At 70.6% G+C, this 17275-nt stretch carries 12 protein-coding genes and 1 pseudogene; 5 read left to right on the top strand and 8 right to left on the bottom strand.

Features of this window, described 5'->3' with window-relative positions; genetic code table 11:
• The first annotated feature begins 42 nt into the window (after positions 1 to 42).
• On the top strand, positions 43 to 843 hold the full coding sequence (locus BM424_RS26415) for a crotonase/enoyl-CoA hydratase family protein (protein ID WP_245776147.1): 801 nt from the start codon (positions 43 to 45) through the stop codon (positions 841 to 843).
• Positions 844 to 862: 19 nt separating this feature from the next.
• On the opposite strand, the gene BM424_RS26410 is transcribed toward BM424_RS26415, so the two are convergent.
• Positions 863 to 1747: a LysR family transcriptional regulator ArgP gene (locus tag BM424_RS26410; protein ID WP_093423456.1), complete on the bottom strand. Its 885-nt coding sequence runs from the start codon at positions 1745 to 1747 to the stop codon at positions 863 to 865.
• A gap of 66 nt (positions 1748 to 1813) precedes the next feature.
• Here BM424_RS26410 and BM424_RS26405 point away from each other — a divergent pair, with 66 nt between their 5' ends.
• On the top strand, positions 1814 to 2428 hold the full coding sequence (locus BM424_RS26405; RefSeq protein ID WP_093423453.1) for a LysE/ArgO family amino acid transporter: 615 nt from the start codon (positions 1814 to 1816) through the stop codon (positions 2426 to 2428).
• Between the two features lie 409 nt (positions 2429 to 2837).
• Here BM424_RS26405 and BM424_RS26400 read toward each other — a convergent pair whose 3' ends face one another.
• Positions 2838 to 3725 (bottom strand): crotonase/enoyl-CoA hydratase family protein, encoded by an 888-nt coding sequence (locus BM424_RS26400; RefSeq protein WP_093423451.1) that lies wholly within the window; start codon positions 3723 to 3725, stop codon positions 2838 to 2840.
• 86 nt (positions 3726 to 3811) lie between these two features.
• Between BM424_RS26400 and BM424_RS26395 the strand changes: the two genes are divergently transcribed.
• Positions 3812 to 4504, top strand: coding sequence for a histidine phosphatase family protein (locus BM424_RS26395; protein ID WP_093423448.1), 693 nt, complete (start codon positions 3812 to 3814; stop codon positions 4502 to 4504).
• Positions 4505 to 4522: 18 nt separating this feature from the next.
• On the opposite strand, the gene BM424_RS26390 is transcribed toward BM424_RS26395, so the two are convergent.
• Genes BM424_RS26390 through BM424_RS26380 form a run of 3 tightly spaced genes read right to left on the bottom strand, consistent with a single transcriptional unit; the run spans position 4523 to position 7726 of the window.
• Complete coding sequence (locus tag BM424_RS26390) at positions 4523 to 5479, bottom strand: LLM class F420-dependent oxidoreductase (RefSeq protein WP_093423446.1); 957 nt, start codon at positions 5477 to 5479, stop codon at positions 4523 to 4525.
• 16 nt (positions 5480 to 5495) lie between these two features.
• Positions 5496 to 7028, bottom strand: a complete 1533-nt coding sequence (locus BM424_RS26385) for an acyl-CoA synthetase (protein ID WP_093423444.1) — start codon at positions 7026 to 7028, stop codon at positions 5496 to 5498.
• A gap of 41 nt (positions 7029 to 7069) precedes the next feature.
• Positions 7070 to 7726 carry a PaaI family thioesterase gene (locus tag BM424_RS26380; RefSeq protein WP_093423442.1) on the bottom strand — a complete coding sequence of 219 codons (657 nt, stop codon included), beginning with the start codon at positions 7724 to 7726 and terminating at the stop codon, positions 7070 to 7072.
• A gap of 179 nt (positions 7727 to 7905) precedes the next feature.
• Between BM424_RS26380 and BM424_RS26375 the strand changes: the two genes are divergently transcribed.
• A complete protein-coding gene (locus BM424_RS26375) occupies positions 7906 to 8688 on the top strand; it encodes an IclR family transcriptional regulator domain-containing protein (protein WP_245776146.1) in 783 nt (260 codons plus the stop codon).
• A gap of 75 nt (positions 8689 to 8763) precedes the next feature.
• On the opposite strand, the pseudogene BM424_RS26370 reads toward BM424_RS26375, so the two are convergent.
• Positions 8764 to 9573 (bottom strand): annotated as a pseudogene (locus BM424_RS26370) (glycine/sarcosine N-methyltransferase); the annotation flags it as partial.
• Positions 9574 to 9952: 379 nt separating this feature from the next.
• Between BM424_RS26370 and BM424_RS26365 the strand changes: the two are divergent.
• On the top strand, positions 9953 to 10972 hold the full coding sequence (locus BM424_RS26365; RefSeq protein WP_217649847.1) for a glycoside hydrolase family 43 protein: 1020 nt from the start codon (positions 9953 to 9955) through the stop codon (positions 10970 to 10972).
• Between the two features lie 58 nt (positions 10973 to 11030).
• Here the strand turns inward: BM424_RS26365 and BM424_RS26360 are convergent, their stop codons facing one another.
• A complete protein-coding gene (locus BM424_RS26360; RefSeq protein WP_093423434.1) occupies positions 11031 to 12482 on the bottom strand; it encodes a glutamate synthase subunit beta in 1452 nt (483 codons plus the stop codon).
• A complete protein-coding gene (gene gltB, locus BM424_RS26355) occupies positions 12475 to 17037 on the bottom strand; it encodes a glutamate synthase large subunit (protein WP_093423431.1) in 4563 nt (1520 codons plus the stop codon). Before gltB ends, BM424_RS26360 begins: the two co-directional genes overlap by 8 nt.
• Between the last annotated feature and the right edge of the window lie 238 nt (positions 17038 to 17275).

Genomic DNA, 17275 nt, shown 5'->3' with positions numbered 1-17275 from the left:
GCTGCTGCGCGCGATTTTCACGAACTTCCTGGAGGAATCCCCGTGTCGACAGCAGAGCGGATCAGCTGCACCGTCACCGACGGCGTGGCCGACGTGCGGCTGAACCGCCCCGACAAGCTCAACGCCCTGGACCTGGCGATGTTCGAGGAACTGGTCGCCACCGGCGAGCGGTTGCGCGGGGACTCCGGAGTGCGCGCGGTGGTGCTCTCCGGTGAGGGGCGCGGGTTCTGCGCCGGCCTGGACTTCAGCGTCTTCGGCGAGATGGCGGGCGGCACCCGTCCGCCGCGCCTGGAGACCGACGGGCCCGCCAAGGCCCTCGCGCAGCAGGCGGTGCACATCTGGACGCTGATGCCGCAGCCGGTCATCGCCGCGGTGCACGGCGTCGCGTTCGGCGGCGGCCTGCAGATCGCGCTCGGCGCCGACATCCGGCTGGTCGCCCCCGACGCGCGGCTGTCGGTGCTGGAGATCAAGTGGGGCATCAACCCCGACATGACCGGCACGCAGGTGCTGCCGGAGCTGGTGGGCCGCGACGTGGCCAAGGAGCTGACCTTCACCGGGCGCGTCGTCGAGGGCGAGGAGGCCGTGGCGCTGCGCCTGGCCACCCGCGTGGAGACCGACCCGCACGCGGCCGCGCTCGCGCTCGCGCGCGAGATCGCCGGCAAGAGCCCGGAGGCGATCCGCGAGTCGAAGCGCCTGCTGGACCTGGCCGGACGCGTCTCCCTCGAGGAGGGCTTCGAAGCCGAGCAGGTCGCGATCCACTCCCTCATCGGCACCCCGAACCAGCTCGAGGCGATCTCGGCCAACCTGGAGAAGCGCTCCCCGGAGTTCGCCGACCCGGCCTGACGATCCGCTTCGACGGCGTCTAGTCCAGCTCGGTCGCCGCGGCGTCCTCGACGGCGCGGGCGACCGCGGCCAGGGCGGGCGAGTCGAGCTTCCACTGCTGCCAGTGCAGCGGGACGTCCACGCCCCGGTCCGGTGCGATGTCGACCAGCGCACCGGACCGCAGCAGCGGTTCGGCCTGCACGCGCGGCACCATCCCCCAGCCGAGGCCGACCGCGATCGCCTCGACGAAGCCCTCCGAGGAGGGCACGAAGTGCCGGGCGCCACCGGCTGCCCTGCCCCGGGTGACCTCACGGGCGAAGGCGTCCTGCAGGTCGTCGTGCTGGTCGAAGATCAGCACCGGGACCTCGTCGAGGATCTCCTCCAGCGCGCGCCCGTCCCGGTGGCGCGGTGCCGCGCAGGCGAGGTAGCGCATGTGCCCGAGCCTGCGCGCGGAGCAGCCCTGCACGGGATCAGGCGTCGAGGTCACCGCCGCCATCACGCGCCCCTCCCGGAGCAGGGTCGTGGTGTGGCCCTCGTCGGCCCGGTGCAGCTCGAAGCACACCCCCAGCTCGTCGGGAACACCGGCCAGGGCGGGGACGAACCAGGTGCTCAGCGAGTCCGCGTTCACCGCGATGGGCAGGGTGTTCGGGGCGCCGCTGCCGGACATGCCGAGCTCGGCGGTGACGTCCTGCTCCATCCGCGCCAGCTGCCGGGCGAACCGGACCACCACCCGCCCGGACTCGGTGAGCTGGACCGGTTTGCTGCGGATCAGCAGCACTCGGCCGGTGCGCTGCTCCAGCGCCTTGACGCGCTGGCTGACGGCGGAGGGGGTCACGTGCAGGGCGGCCGCCGCGGCGTCCAGGGTGCCGCCGTCGACCACGGCCAGCAGCGTCCGCACGTGCTCGAGCGGAAGATCGAGGTTCACGATTGCTCATGGTAGTTAAGAATCATTAGCTGTACTGTTCCTCGGCCGTTCCCTAGCGTCGGGGGCATGGCCGACGCTCTGCTCCCGATGTCCGCGGGTTTCGCGACCTGCATGTCCCTGATCGTCTCGATCGGCGCCCAGAACGCGTTCGTGCTGCGCCAGGGCCTGCGCAGGCACGCGGTGCTGCTGGTGGTGGCGATCTGCATCGCCTCGGACGTCGTCCTGATCGCGCTGGGAGTGGGCGGGTTCGGCGCTCTGGTGGTCCGGTCACCGCTGCTGCTGACCGCCTGCACGGTGCTCGGCGGCTGCTTCCTGCTCGGTTACGGGTTCCTGGCCGCGCGGCGGGCGCTGCGCCCGTCGGCGGCGCTCGACGCCGGCACCGGCGCGGCCGGTTCGCGGCGGAGCGCGGTGCTGACCTGCCTGGCGATGACGTGGCTGAACCCGCAGACCTACCTGGAGACGATCCTGCTCATCGGGTCGGTCGCGGCCGGCTACGGCGCCATGCGCTGGGAGTTCGGCGCGGGCGCGCTGGCCGCCAGCTGCGTGTGGTTCGTCGCGCTCGGCTTCGGCGCACGCCTGCTGACGGGGTTCTTCGCGCGCCCGTCGTCCTGGCGCGTGTTGGACGGGGCGATCGCGGTGATGATGGTGTCGCTGGGAACGAGCCTGCTCGCGGGCCTGTGACCTGTGGATTCATCCACAGTGGTCACTTGATGGTGTTGTCCTGCAGCCGGTTTCGCCGTCGATCACCTGATCGTGTAGCCGCTTTTCGCTCGCCTTTTCGAACCCTGGCGTGCACCATTGACACATGCGTTCGACACAGACACACCACCGGCCCTTCCCCCTCGACTTCACCGCACACCAACTGATTTCGAACACCGGACTCCCCTCCACCGCGAAAGGCACTGCTGTGGAGCCGGATCCGCGAAACGGAAGCGTCGAGAGCCGCGACCACCGGCTCGGGGCGGCGGCCCGTGAGCCACCGCCCCGCACCCGATGACGCCCGAAAGCGCTCCGGCGCACCGATCCTCGCGCGGCCGGTGATCCCGGCGACATGCTGTTTGACAACTCCAGATTCGGGCCCAGGGGCGCGTCAGACCCCCTCCGGGCGAGCGGGCCAGTCCGGCATGAAGCCAGGGTAGTCCTCGCTCACCCGGAGGGGGAACTCCGGTGGACGCTTGGCCAGGAACGAACCGACGCCCTCGGCCGCGTCGGCCCCGGCGCCGAGCACGGTGATCCCCTGGGAGTCCAGGCGGTGCGCCTCCCACGGCGAGTCGGCCGAGAGCATGCCCCACAGGAGCTGCCGGGTCACGGCCACCGACACGCCCGAGGTGTTGTCGGCGATCTCCCGGCAGATCGACCGGGCGGTCTCGAGCAGCTCGTCGTCGGCGACCACGCGGGAGACCAACCGGCCCGACAGGGCCTCCGCGGAGTCGAAGATGCGGCCGGTCGCGGCCCACTCCATCGCCTGCGAGATGCCCACCACGCGCGGCAGGAACCACGACGAGGCCGCCTCGGGCAGCAGCCCGCGACGGGTGAAGACGAACCCGAACCGGGCGCTCTCGGCGGCGATGCGGATGTCCATCGGCAAGGTCATGGTGACCCCGACGCCGACGGCCGCTCCGTTGATCGCGCCGACCACCGGCTTGCGCATCGCCGCCAGCCGCAGCGCCACCGTGCCACCGCCATCGCGCGGCACGCCGTCGATCTCCCCGAGTTCGCGGCCCGCCGCGGCGCGCACGCCGTTGGACTCGCTGTTGAAGGTGTCCTCGCCCGCGCTCAGGTCCGCCCCCGCGCAGAACGCACGACCGGCACCGGTGACGATGACCGCCCGCACGTCGTCGTCGGCCTCGGCCTCGTCCAGGGCCGCGATGATCTCGCCGCGCATCACGTGCGTGAACGCGTTGAGCTTCTGCGGCCGGTTCAAGGTGATCGTGGCGATCCGCTCGGAGACCTCGTAGCCGATCTCGGTGTAACTCATCGCACCATCCAAGTAGCGGGTTTGAAAACGGGCTTGCGCAGTGGAAAGGTCCGGTGCGCACCAGGAATCGCAGAAAGCGGGGCAGCATGGCCGAGGTCGAGTACCGGCAGTCCGCGTTCACACCGCCCGCCACGGCCACCGACATCCTGCTGGTCCGGCACGGCGAATCCGCCCCGGCCGTGCCCGGCAAGCCCTTCGACCTCGTCGACGGCCAGGGCGATCCGGAGCTGGCACCGGCGGGCCGGGAGCACGCCGAGCTCGTCGGGCGGCGGCTCGCCGCCGAACCCCTCGACGCCCTCTACGTGACCACCCTGCGGCGCACGGCCGAGACCGCCGCTCCCCTGGCCGAGCGCCTCGGTCTCGTCCCCCGGGTGGAGAAGGACCTGCGCGAGGTGCACCTCGGTGAGTTCGAGGGCGGGCTGTTCCGGCAGAAGGTCGCCCAGAACGACCCGGTCATCCAGCGGATGCACGCCGAGGGCCGGTGGGACGTCATCCCCGGCGCGGAGAGCCCCGAGGCGCTGCGCGAGCGGGTCACCGGGGCGGTCGAGCGGCTGGCCGCCGCCCACCCCGATCAGCGCATCGCGGTGTTCACCCACGGCGGGGTGATCGGTGAGGTCATGTCCATCGCCAGCGGCAGCCTGCCGTTGGCGTTCCTGGGGGCGAGCAACGGCTCGATCTCCCAGATCGTGGTCAGCGGTGGCCGCTGGATCGTGCGGCGCTTCAACGACACCGCGCACCTGAGCGGCGGGCCGGACCAGCAGCCCGCCGCCCTGAGCTGATTCAGCGGCCACCGCGACCTACTTCAGCCCCAGCGCCCGGACGGCCTCGGTCGGGTCGCCGGGAGCCACCAGCGCGATCGCCGGTGTGGTCACACCGTTGTCGACGTACTGCTGGACGCGTTCCCGGCAGTACTCGGCCGGGCCGTGCACCACCAGGTCGTCGACGACGCTGTCCGGGATCGCCGCGAGCGCGCCCTTGCGGTCACCGGCGTCCCAGGCCTGCCACATCGGCGTGAACTCGTCGCGGCCCAGCCACTCGTGGAAGGCCCGGTACACCGGGACGTTCATGTAGGCGGCGATGTGCCTGCGCGCCAGGCCCCGCGCGGTGTCGGGGTCGATGTCGGGCATCACGAAGATGCGCGCCACGACCTCCTTGTCGGCCCCGCCCTGCCGGACGTAGGGCACGACGGTGCGCACGTCGTCGGGCGAGAGCCAGTTGATGATCGCCCCGTCGGCCTCGCGGCCGGCCAGCTTGAGCATCCCCGGGCGCAGCGCCGCCACCAGCACCGGCGGCACGGGGTCGGCCACCAGCCCGGCGGTGAAGCCCTTGACCTCGAAGGTGTCGTAGGACTCGGTGACCTTCTCGCCGCGCAGCGCCTGCCGCAGGAACCGCACGGTGTCGCGCACCCGCTTGTACGGCTCGTCGAAGGCGATCCCGTTCCAGCGCTCCACGATGACGTTCGACGAGGTCCCCACGCCCAGGGCGAAGCGGCCGGGGGCCGCGGCGGCGAGGGTGGCCGCGCTCATCGCCAGGGTCGCCGGACCCCGGGTGTAAACCGGCACGATCGCCGTGCCCAGCCGCAGCTGCGGCGCCCAGGTCGAGGCCAGCGCCAGCGGGGTGAACGCATCGGCTCCGTTGGCCTCCGACGACCACACGTCGGTGTAGCCGAGGTCGGGCAGTTCGGCGATGAGCTCGCGCTGCTCGGGCAGCGAGAGCTCGGGCAGCGGAACGCTGATGCCCCAACGTCGATCCACGGGTCATCCTCTCGATTCATCGGGTGTAGCGGGCTTTGAGCTTGCCCTTGACGAGTTTTCCGGTCGGTGTGCGCGGCATGTCGTCGACGAAGTCGACGCTGCGCGGGACCTTGTAGTGCGCCACCCGCTCGCGGGCGTGCTCGATGATCCGCCGCTCCAGGTCGGGCCCGGGTTCCGCGTCCGGTGCGGGCTGCACGACGGCTTTGACGGCCTCGCCCATCTCGGGGTCGGGCACGCCGAAGACGGCCACGTCGAGGATCTCCGGGTGCAGCGCCAGCACGTCCTCGACCTCCTGCGGGTAGATGTTCACCCCGCCGGAGATGATCATGAACGCCTTGCGGTCGGTGAGGAACAGGAACCCGTCCTCGTCGATGTAGCCGAGATCGCCCATGGTGGCCCAGTTGAGGTGCTCGGGGTGCTTGACCGAACGGGTCTTGCCCGGGTCTCCGAGGTACTCGAACTCGATGTCCTCGCGTTCGAAGTACACGGTGCCGACCTCGCCGGCGGGCAGCTCGGTGCCCTCCTCGTCGCAGACCCGGATCACGCCCAGCACCGGCCGCCCCACCGAACCGGGCTTGTCGAGCCACTGCGCGGAGTCGATCATCGTCATGCCGATGCCCTCGGTCGAGGAGTAGTACTCCTGCAGGATCGGGCCCCACCACTCGATCATCGCCTTCTTGACCTCGACCGGGCAGGGTGCGGCGGCGTGCACCGCCATGCGGTGGCTGGACAGGTCGTAGCGACCGCGGGTGGCCTCGTCGAGCTTGAGCATCCGCACGAACATCGTCGGCACCCACTGGCTGTGGGTGACCCGGTAGCGCTCGATCGCGCGCAGCGCCTGCTCGGGGTCGAAGCGCTCCATCATCACCACGGTCCCGCCGATGGCGTGCACCGTCGCGCAGTACCGCAGCGGCGCCGCGTGGTAGACCGGCGCGGGCGAGAGGTAGACGGTGTCCTCGTCGAAGCCGTAGAAGCCGCGCAGCAGGTCGACCAGGATGTTGCCCGGCTCGTGGACCTGGCGGTCGGGCAGTTCCGGCCGGATCCCCTTGGGGCGCCCGGTGGTGCCCGAGGAGTACAGCAGGTCGGCTCCGCACGGCTGCACCGGCGGAACCTCGGTGGAGGCCGCCGACAGCGCCTCCTCGTAGTCGTCGTAGCCGGGGACCGCACCGCCGTAGGCCAGCCGCAGCCGCACCCCGGGCGTGAGCTCGGCGACCTGCTCGGGCAGCTCGCCCAGTCCGGCCGAGACGACCATCGCGCTCGCGCCGGAGTCGTTGACGATGTAGGCGACCTCGTCGGGCTGCAGGTGGTTGTTGACCGCGCAGACGTACATGCCCGAGCGCACGGCGGCCCAGTACACCTCGTAGGCGTGCAGGTTGTTGTCGGAGAGCACGGCGACCACGTCGCCCTTGGTCAGCCCGGCCTCCCGCAGCGAGTTGGCCAAGCGCAGCGAGCGGTCGTCGAGTTCCCGATAGGTCAGCACCTCGCCCGTGCCGGCCATGATCAGGGCCGGCTTGTCGGGCGTGGTGGCGGCGTGGACACCTGGGTACATGCGGCTCCTCCTTGAACCTCGCGTACCGCCTTCGATTTACCTCACTTGACCAGTCCTTCGACCTTCCCGAAGAGCCGGCTGGACTGCTCGGCGTTGGGCACCACGAACCTGCCGTCCGCCTCCACCAGGACCGCGTCGGGCGCGTCGGCGGTGCAGATCGTGGCCTTGGACTCGGTCCAGCGGCCGTTGACCTGCTCGACCCGCCCGACGATGCGCAGCGGCGTGGCCAGCGGCACGGGGCGCGAGTAGCGCAGCGACAGCTGCACGGTCATCCCGGGCGGGGCTCCACCCGCGGCGTGGGCGTGCCCGAGGATCTGGTCGAGCAGCATCGCGCTCATCCCGCCGTGGACGTAGCTCGGCGGACCCTCGTAGGCGAGCCCCAGCGTGCAGGTGCCCACCGCGGCCCCGTCGACGATCTCGACGTGCATCGGCGGTGCGATCGGGTTGCCGGGCCCGACGGCCGGGCTGTACAGGCGGCGCGGGCGGCGGCCGTCGTCGACGGCGGCCATCTGCCCGCGCTCGCGGCGCACCGCGTCCAGCGGGGGCACCAGGGCCCGCACCTGTTCGGTGATCTCCCGCAGGGTCTCGGTGTCCGCCTCCGTGGACACAGCGGCGTCGGTGAGGTCGCGCAGCGCGGACCCGAGGTCGCGCACCGCCTGCCGGCGTTCCCGCAGTTCGTCTTCGCTGTCGGCGGCCACGTTCGCTGTTCCCTCCGGGGTGCACGATCGGTTTCCGGCCTTCAGTTAAACCTGTCGCCCGCCCTCCAGTCCAGACAGACCGGCCGGTCGGTATGAAACTTCGAGGCGGCAGGTACCTCGTCCCCGGGACCCGCGAGCGGCCGCCGATAGGCTGAGGCGAGGTCAATTCGGGAGGTGTCGTGCCGCAACAGCGTGGAGAGCACTTCGTCCGCGCCGCGGAGCGGACCATGTCGGTGCTGTGGGCCTTCACTCCGGACCGGGCCGAGCTGTCGCTCACCGAGGTCGCCCAGGCCGCCGACCTGGACCGGGCCGGAGCCCGGCGCATCCTGCTCACGCTGGTCGAGCTCGGCTACGTGCAGCAGACCGACAAGCGCTACGCGCTCACCCCGCTGGTGCTCGAGTTCGGCCACGCCTACCTGACCAGCAGATCCCTGCCGCAGATCGCCGAACCGCACCTGCGGGAGCTGACCCGGCAGGTGCGGGAGATGACCGCGATGGCCGTGCTGGAGGGCACCGAGACCCGCTACATCGCCCAGGTGCCCGGCCCGAAGCTGCTGTCGGTGACGATCCCGGTCGGGTCCCGCTTCCCGGCCCACGCCACCTCGATGGGCAAGGTCCTGCTGGCCGCTGTCCCGCCCGAGCAGCTCGAAGCGAGCCTGCGGTCGATCGAGCTGACGCCGATCACCCCGCACACCGTCACCACCCGCGAGGAGCTGCTGGCCGACCTGGCCGCCGTGCGCAAGCAGGGGTTCGCGATCGCCGACGACGGGCTGGAGGAGGGACTGCGGGGCGTGGCGGTCCCGGTCCGCGACACCGACGGCCGCGTGTTCGCCGCGATCAACGTCTCGCTGGACAAGCACAGCTCCACCGAGGAGGGCGTCCGGCGCGAGATCGTGCCGCTGCTGGCCCGCACGGCCGCCCGCATCGAGGACGACATGCGGATGCGGCCCGGGGGCCGATGATCTCACCGGTCCCCGGGCCGCATCCGGCACACCCCGCGGCGGGTGTCACCGCCGAGGTCAGGCGTCCGGGTCCTCGACGTAGGTCTTCTCCGCGACGTGGATGAAGAAGTCCGGTTCGTCGACCGGCTGCTCCTGGAAGTCGCCGAAGGTGTCGATGCGCTGGAACCCGACGTCGCGCAGCAGTCCGCGCAGGTAGTCGCGCCGCAGCGGGTACATGTTCAGGTGGTACTCGCTGCCGTCCGGGAACTCGTAGCGGTACCGGGCCAGTCCGTCGTCGACGTGGTCGGGAACCGCCTCGACCTCGGTCCCGCAGTAGTAGTAGCTGCTCTTGCCGCCGGTCTTGCCGTCCAGCAGGGCGTCGTAGTTGCGCTGGTCGATGATGAGCACGCCGTCGTGCTTGAGCATGGCGTAGAACTCGGCGAGCGCCTTGCGGCGGTCGTGCTCGCTGAACAGGTGCGTGAAGGAGTTGCCCAGGCAGATGACGGCGTCGAACTCGCCGTGCACGTCGCGGTTGAGCCAGCGCCAGTCGGCGTGGACCACGCGCAGCAGGTGGCCGCCGTTGTCCAGGCCGTTGCGGAAGGCCTTGGCCAGCATCTGCGGGCTGCCGTCGGCGCTGACGGTGTCGAATCCGGCCTCGATGAGCCGGACCGAGTGGAATCCGGTGCCGGTCGCCACGTCGAGCACGCTGCGAACTCCCCGAGCTTTGAGCTGATCGACGAAGAAGCGGCCCTCCCCTTCGGCGCGCCGGTCCCAGTCGATCAGGTCGTCCCACTTGTCGACCATTCCACCGACGTATTCCTGGGTGTAGTGGTCGGTTTCGCGGACTTCCAGCGGGTTGTCGCCGAAGAACTGCTCGCGAATGCCGGTCAGGACGGTGTCGTTCATGCTCCCGTTTCCCTCGAATCGTTCTCCAGTGGTGCGGTGCGCGCGGCCGCCGAATTCTGCTGCGGAATTCCGGTGTCTCCGACGCTAGTCCGCGAAAGGAGAACAGCAAGGCACGTTCTCGGCGCCCGCATCGGCGAAAGCACCGAAACAGCGCGGGGAAAGCATCCGAATTCGCGCTCTGACCAGTGGAACCGCACCGGGCCGGTCACCACCCGGTACCCCCGGATCCGCTCCCGCCGGCGGTTCGCAGGCCGAACTCCGCGATCGCTGGGCGAACCCCGCGCCCGTCCCCGGGACGGGGGACCCGGATCGGCTCGAATGCCACGCCGACGACCGGAAATCGGCCCGTGCGCGGCGTGTTCGCAGCACGGTCGGCGGCGTGCGACACCGATCAGCAATCGCTCGCAGGACACTGCTGCGCGGGGCGCTGGCCACCGGCGCCCTGACCGCGACCGCCACCTCCGCCGCCTGGGGATCGCCCGTGCGCTTCGACAACCCGCTGGCCCGGCAACGCGCCGACCCGCACGTCCACCGGCACACCGACGGCACCTACTACTTCACCGCGACCGTGCCGACCTACGACAGCGTCGTGCTGCGCCGTTCCGCGACGTTGCGCGGCCTGCGCACCGCCGAGGAGCACGTGCTCTGGCGCAGGCACGACAGCGGCGAGATGAGCAGGCACGTCTGGGCCCCGGAACTGCACCACGTCGACGGGCGCTGGTACGTCTACTTCGCCGCGGGGAGTTCCGAGGACATCCAGAGCATCCGGATGCACGTGCTGGAGAACACCGCGGCCGACCCGCTGAGCGGCACGTGGGTGGAGCGCGGGCCGATCCGCACGCCGTGGGACACCTTCGCCCTGGACGCGACGACGTTCGCCCACCGGGGCGTCCGCTACCTGTCGTGGGCGCAGCGCGAGCCGGGCATCGAGACCAACTCGAACCTCTACCTCGCGCCGCTGTCGGACCCGTGGACGCTCGGCGGGCCGCCGGTGCGGCTGTCGATCCCCACCCGGGACTGGGAGACGCGCGGTTTCCGGGTCAACGAGGGCCCGGCCGCGCTGGTGCGCAAGGACAAGGTGCTGCTGACCTTCTCCGCCAGCGCCACCGACAGCAACTACTGCCTGGGGATGCTCACGGCCCCGGCCGACGCGGACCTGCTGGACCGGGACTCGTGGCGGAAGGAACCGGAGCCGGTGTTCCGCACCTCCGTCGCCCACGGCCAGTACGGCCCGGGCCACAACAGCTTCACGGTCGCCGAGGACGGCACCGACGTGCTCGTCTACCACGCGCGCCCGTACGACGCCGAGGTCGGCGATCCCAACCGGCACGCCCGGTTGCAGTCCTTCGGCTGGAAGCACGACGGCACACCGGATTTCGGTTCCCCGGTGCCGGATTGAGCGCGAAACAGCGGTGCCCCGGTCCGAAGAGGACCGGGGCACCGCCGGGAACTTCCGCTCAGACCATCGGGCGGTCGGTCGGCTCGATCGGAGCCGGCAGCACGTCCCGTCCGGTGAGGTAGCGGTCCACGCCCGCGGCCGCGGAGCGGCCCTCGGAGATGGCCCACACGATCAGCGACTGACCGCGTCCCATGTCACCGGCGCTGAACACACCGTCCACGCTGGACATGAAGTTCTCGTCGCGGGCGACGTTGCCGCGCGCGTCGAGCTCCACGCCCAGGTCCTCGATCAGCCCCGGCTTCTCGGGGCCGACGAACCCCATCGCCAGCAGCACCAGCTGCGCCGGGATCTCGCGCTCGGTGCCGGCCACCGGCTCGAAGCCGTTGTCGGTGCGCTCGACCTCGACCAGCCGCAGCGACTGCAACCGGCCCTGCTCGTCACCCACGAACTCCTGGGTGTTGACCGAGTACAGCCGCTCGCCGCCCTCCTCGTGCGCCGAGGTGACGCGGTAGAGCATCGGGTAGGTCGGCCACGGGTGCGCCGCGGAGCGCTCCGTCGGCGGCTGCGGCATGATCTCCAGCTGCGTCACCGACGCGGCGCCCTGGCGGTGGGCGGTGCCCACGCAGTCGGCACCGGTGTCACCGCCGCCGATGACCACGACGTGCTTGCCCTCGGCGTGGATCGGCGAGCGCTCGAAGTCGCCCTCCTGCACCTTGTTCGCCAGCGGCAGGTACTCCATGGCCTGGTGCACGCCGTCGAGCTCCCGGCCCGGGGCGGGCAGGTCGCGGGCCTGGGTGGCCCCACCGGCGAGCACGACCGCGTCGTAGTCGGCGCGCAGCTGCTCCACGGTGACGTCCACGCCGACGTTCACCCCGGTGCGGAACTCGGTGCCCTCGGCGCGCATCTGGCCGAGGCGCCGGTCCAGGCGGCTCTTCTCCATCTTGAACTCGGGGATGCCGTAGCGCAGCAGTCCGCCGATGCGGTCCGCCCGCTCGTAGACCACGACGCTGTGGCCCACGCGGGTCAGCTGCTGCGCGGCGGCGAGCCCGGCCGGACCGGAGCCGATGACCGCGACCTTCTTGCCGGTGCGCTTCGGCGGCAGCTGCGGCTTGACGTAGCCGGACTCCCAAGCCTTGTCGATGATCGAGATCTCGACCTGCTTGATGCTCACCGGGTCGCTGTTGATGCCGACGACGCACGCCGCCTCGCACGGAGCGGGGCACAACGTCCCGGTGAACTCCGGGAAGTTGTTGGTGGCGTGCAGCCGCTCGATCGCGGATTCCCAGTCGTCCCGCCACACCAGGTCGTTCCACTCGGGAATGAGGTTGCCCAGCGGGCAGCCCTGGTGGCAGAACGGGATGCCGCAATCCATGCAGCGACCGGCCTGCTTGGTCAGCCGCGGCTGCTCGAACTCCAGGTAGACCTCGCGCCAGTCCTTGATGCGCACGTCCACCGGGCGACGCTGCGGGGTCTCCCGCGGCGTCGTCATGAATCCCTTGGGGTCAGCCATGAGCCGCCTCCATGATCGCCTCGTTGACGTCGCGGCCCTCGCGCTCGGCGGCGCTGCGCGCCTCCAGCACGCGCTTGAAGTCGCGCGGCATGACCTTGCCGAACCGCTCGACCGCGGTGTCCCAGTCGGCCAGCAGCTCGCGGGCCACCGCCGACTCGGTCTGCTCGAAGTGCCTGCGCACCCGGTCGTGCAGGAACTCGCGGTCCTCGTCGTCCAGCGTGTCCAGGTCGACCATCTCGGGGTTGATCCGCTGCGGGTCGATGTCCAGCAGGTACGCGACGCCGCCGGACATGCCGGCCGCGAAGTTGCGCCCGGTCTTGCCCAGGATCACCGCGCGTCCGCCGGTCATGTACTCGCAACCGTGGTCGCCGACGCCTTCGACGACGGCGATCGCACCGGAGTTGCGCACGCAGAACCGCTCGCCGACGATGCCGCGCACGAACAGCTCACCGCCGGTCGCGCCGTAGAGCAGCACGTTGCCCGCGATGATGTTCTGCTCGGCCACGAACGGCGCCTTCGGGTCGGGCCGCACCACGATGCGCCCGCCGGAGAGGCCCTTGCCGACGTAGTCGTTGCCGTCGCCCAGCAGTCGCAGGGTGATGCCCCGCGGGACGAACGCACCGAAGGACTGCCCGGCCGAACCGGTGAAGGTCACGTCGATGGTGTCGTCCGGCAGGCCTTCGCCGCCCCAGCGCCGGGTCAGCTCGGAGCCGAGCATGGTGCCCACGGTCCGGTTGACGTTGCGCACCGGCAGGTCCAGCCGCACCGGGGTGCCTTCCTTAAGCGCACCCTCGGAGAGCTGGATGAGGGTGTTGTCCAGCGCCTTCTCCAGACCGTGGTCCTGCTCGGTGGTCTGGTGCAGCGCCGCGCCCTGCGGCAGCTCCGGCACGTGGGTGATCGGCCCGAGGTCCAGGCCCTGGGTCTTCCAGTGCCGGACGGCGTCGGAGGTGTCGAGCAGGTCGGCGTGCCCGATGGCCTCCTCCAGGGACCGGAAGCCCAGCTCCGCCAGGTACTCCCGCACTTCCTGGGCGATGAACTCGAAGAAGTTCACCACGTACTCGGCCTTGCCGGAGAACTTCTCCCGCAGCTTCGGGTTCTGCGTGGCCACGCCCACCGGGCAGGTGTCGAGGTGGCAGACCCGCATCATGATGCAGCCGGAGACGACCAGCGGAGCGGTGGCGAAGCCGTACTCCTCGGCGCCCAGCAGGGCCGCGATCACGACGTCGCGACCGGTCTTGAGCTGACCGTCGGTCTGCACGACGATCCGGTCGCGCAGGTCGTTGGCCAGCAGCGTCTGCTGCGTCTCGGCCAGGCCCAGCTCCCAGGGACCACCGGCGTGCTTGATCGACGACAGCGGCGAGGCGCCGGTGCCGCCGTCGTGCCCGGAGATGAGCACGACGTCGGCGTGCGCCTTGGACACACCGGCCGCGACCGTGCCGACACCGACCTCGGAGACGAGCTTGACGTGAATGCGCGCCCGGGGGTTGGCGTTCTTCAGGTCGTGGATCAGCTGCGCCAGGTCCTCGATCGAGTAGATGTCGTGGTGCGGCGGCGGCGAGATCAGGCCGACGCCCGGCGTGGAGTGCCGGGTCTTGGCCACCCACGGGTAGACCTTGCCGCCGGGCAGCTGGCCGCCCTCGCCGGGCTTGGCGCCCTGCGCCATCTTGATCTGGATGTCGTCGGCGTTGACCAGGTATTCGCTGGTCACGCCGAAACGTCCGGAGGCGACCTGCTTGATGGCCGAGCGCCGCGAGTCGCCGTTGTCGTCCGGGGTGAACCGGTCGGCGTCCTCGCCGCCCTCACCGGTGTTGGACTTGCCGCCCAGCCGGTTCATGGCGATCGCCAGCGTCTCGTGCATCTCCTGCGAGATCGACCCGTAGGAGATGGCGCCGGTGGCGAAGCGCTTGACGATGGACGAGACGGGCTCGACCTCGTCGATCGGGACCGGCTTGCGGACGCCGTCGCGGAACTTGAACAGGCCGCGCAGCGTCATCAGGTCGCGCGACTGGTCGTCGACGGCCTGGGTGTACTCCTTGAACACCTCGTAGCGCCCGGAGCGCGTGGAGTGCTGGAGCTTGAACACCGTCTTCGGGTTGAACAGGTGCGGTTCGCCCTCACGGCGCCACTGGTACTCGCCGCCGACGGCCAGCGAGCGGTGCGGCGCCTGCACGCCGTCGACCGGGTAGGCGTGGCGGTGCCGCTCGGCGACCTCCTGGGCGAGCACGTCGAACCCGACGCCGCCCAGCCGGGAGGTGGTGCCGGTGAAGCAGCGCTGCACCACGTCCTCGCCGAGGCCGATGGCCTCGAAGATCTGCGCACCGGTGTAGGAGGCCACAGTGGACACGCCCATCTTGGACATGGTCTTGCGGACGCCCTTGCCCAGCGCCTTGATCAGGTTCGAGGTCGCCTGCTCGGCGGTGGTCCCGGTGATCACGCCGGTGTTGACGAGATCTTCGACCGTAGCCATCGCCACGTAGGGGTTAACGGCGGCGGCGCCGTAACCGATGAGGAGAGCGACATGGTGCACTTCGCGAACGTCGCCGGCTTCGACGATCAACCCCACCTGGGTGCGCTCCTTCTCGCGCACCAGGTGGTGGTGAACGGCTCCGGTGGCCAGCAGCGACGGGATCGGTGCCCGCGTCGCGTCGGCCTTGCGGTCGGAGAGCACCAGGATGTGGGCGCCGTCGGCGACCGCCCGGGAGACCTCCTCGCAGATCTCGTCGAGCCGCGCGCGCAGCGCCTCTCCCCCACCGGAGACCCGGTAGGTGGCGTCGATGACGGCGGGCTTGAGGTCCGGCCGGTCGCCGTCGTCGTTGATGTGCACGATCTTGGCGAGCTGGGCGTTGTCGAGCACCGGGAACGGCAGCACCAGCTGGTGGCAGGCCTCCGGGGCGTGGTCGAGCAGGTTGTGCTCGGGCCCGACGTGGGTGCCCAGGGAGGTCACCAGCTCTTCCCGGATCGCGTCCAGCGGCGGGTTGGTGACCTGCGCGAACAGCTGCGTGAAGTAGTCGAACAGCTGACGCGGGCGTTCCGAGAGCGCGGCGAAGCCGGTGTCGTTGCCCATCGAGCCGATCGGCTCGGCGCCGGTGGTGGCCATCGGCTGCAGCAGGACGCCGAGCTCTTCCTGGGTGTAGCCGAAGACCTGCTGGCGGTGCACCAGCGAGTCGTGCGAGGGCAGCTCGCGCTCGCGCTCGGGCAGGTCGCCCAGGCGCACGACGCCGGCGTCCAGCCACTCCTGGTACGGGAACTCGTCGGCGAGCTCGCCCTTGATCTCGTCGTCGTCGATGATGCGGCCGGCGTCGGTGTCGACCAGGAACATCCGGCCGGGCTGCAGCCGTCCCTTGCGGACGACCTTGTCCGGCTCGACCTCGAGCACGCCGACCTCGCTGGCCAGCACGACCAGGCCGTCTTCGGTGACCCAGTAGCGGCCGGGGCGCAGGCCGTTGCGGTCCAGCACGGCGCCGATCTGGGTCCCGTCGGTGAAGGCGACCAGCGCGGGGCCGTCCCAGGGCTCCATCAGGTAGTTGTGGAACTCGTAGAACGCCTTGCGCTTGGGGTCCATCTCGGCGTGGTTCTCCCACGCCTCCGGGATCATCATCAGCACCGAGTGCGGCAGCGAACGACCGCCCAGGTGCAGCAGTTCCAGCACCTCGTCGAAGGTCGCCGAGTCGCTCGCCTCCGGCGAGGCGATCGGGTACAGGCGCTTGAGCTCACCCGGGATGAGGTCGGTGTCGAGCATGCTCTCGCGGGTCCGCATCCAGTTGCGGTTGCCCTTGACGGTGTTGATCTCACCGTTGTGCGCGATGAACCGGTACGGGTGGGCCAGCGGCCACGAGGGGAAGGTGTTCGTGGAGAACCGCGAGTGCACCAGCCCGATCGCGCTGGCGAAGCGCTCGTCACCCAGGTCCGGGTAGAACGCGCCCAGCTGCGCCTCGGTCAGCATGCCCTTGTAGACGATGGTGCGGGCGGACAGGCTCGGGAAGTACACGTCGGCCTCGTGCTCGGCCCGCTTGCGCACGCAGAACGCCCGCCGCTCGAACGCCAGCGCCGTCTCGGCCTGCTGCCCGTCCTGGGCGCCGATGAACAGCTGCCGGAACTGCGGCATGGTCTCGCGGGCGGAGGTGCCCGCGCAGTCGGCGGCGATGGGGACCTCGCGCCAGCCGAGCAGCCGCAGCCCTTCCTCGGCCACGATCCGCTCGATGACGGCCGCGGCTTCCTCGGCGGCGGCGTCATCGGCGGGCAGGAACACGGTACCCGCCGCGTAGGTGCCGGCTTCGGGGAGCTCGAAGGGCACGACCGCGCGGAAGAACGCGTCCGGGATCTGGGTCAGCAATCCGACACCGTCACCGGTCTCGGGGTCGGCGCCCTTGGCGCCGCGGTGCTCCAGGTTGCGCAACGCCGTCAGTGCTTTGTCAACCAGGTCGTGACTCCGCCGACCGCGGAGGTCGGCGACGAACGCGACACCGCAGGCGTCGTGCTCGTTGGCCGGGTCATACAGACCACTGGCTTGGGCGCTACGCTGCGCCACGCTTCTTGCATGGTGGGATTGGGGCATCGGACCTCCCGTCGACAGGCTGCGGTGCGCAGCAGGGCATGACTCACCCACTGCGAACCGCGGGAGCCTTTGGGGGCACTGACAATGAAGGATGCGCCGTTGCACTCTTGGTCAGTTTGAGGCACTGTACAGACCCAGCGGCGTAAAAGCTACCGCTAGGTAACACGAAGTTAAGGGAACATGACGACTCTCAGACAGTGAGACGCCGTTGTCACCAAGGCCGGGAGTCCGAGGAATT

Origin of the sequence: Saccharopolyspora flava (assembly GCF_900116135.1) — a bacterium.
Taxonomy (GTDB): domain Bacteria; phylum Actinomycetota; class Actinomycetes; order Mycobacteriales; family Pseudonocardiaceae; genus Saccharopolyspora; species Saccharopolyspora flava.
This window is presented reverse-complemented; position numbering and strand designations above follow the sequence as displayed.

What these genes read in the sequence shown, in the direction of transcription:
- BM424_RS26405 (WP_093423453.1), top strand. Translation starts at nt 1,814, where the DNA reads ATGGCCGACGCTCTGCTCCCGATGTCCGCGGGTTTCGCGACCTGCATG.
- BM424_RS26400 (WP_093423451.1), bottom strand. Translation starts at nt 3,725, where the DNA reads ATGAGTTACACCGAGATCGGCTACGAGGTCTCCGAGCGGATCGCCACG.
- BM424_RS26395 (WP_093423448.1), top strand. Translation starts at nt 3,812, where the DNA reads ATGGCCGAGGTCGAGTACCGGCAGTCCGCGTTCACACCGCCCGCCACG.
- BM424_RS26385 (WP_093423444.1), bottom strand. Translation starts at nt 7,028, where the DNA reads ATGTACCCAGGTGTCCACGCCGCCACCACGCCCGACAAGCCGGCCCTG.
- BM424_RS26360 (WP_093423434.1), bottom strand. Translation starts at nt 12,482, where the DNA reads ATGGCTGACCCCAAGGGATTCATGACGACGCCGCGGGAGACCCCGCAG.
- gltB (WP_093423431.1), bottom strand. Translation starts at nt 17,037, where the DNA reads ATGCCCCAATCCCACCATGCAAGAAGCGTGGCGCAGCGTAGCGCCCAA.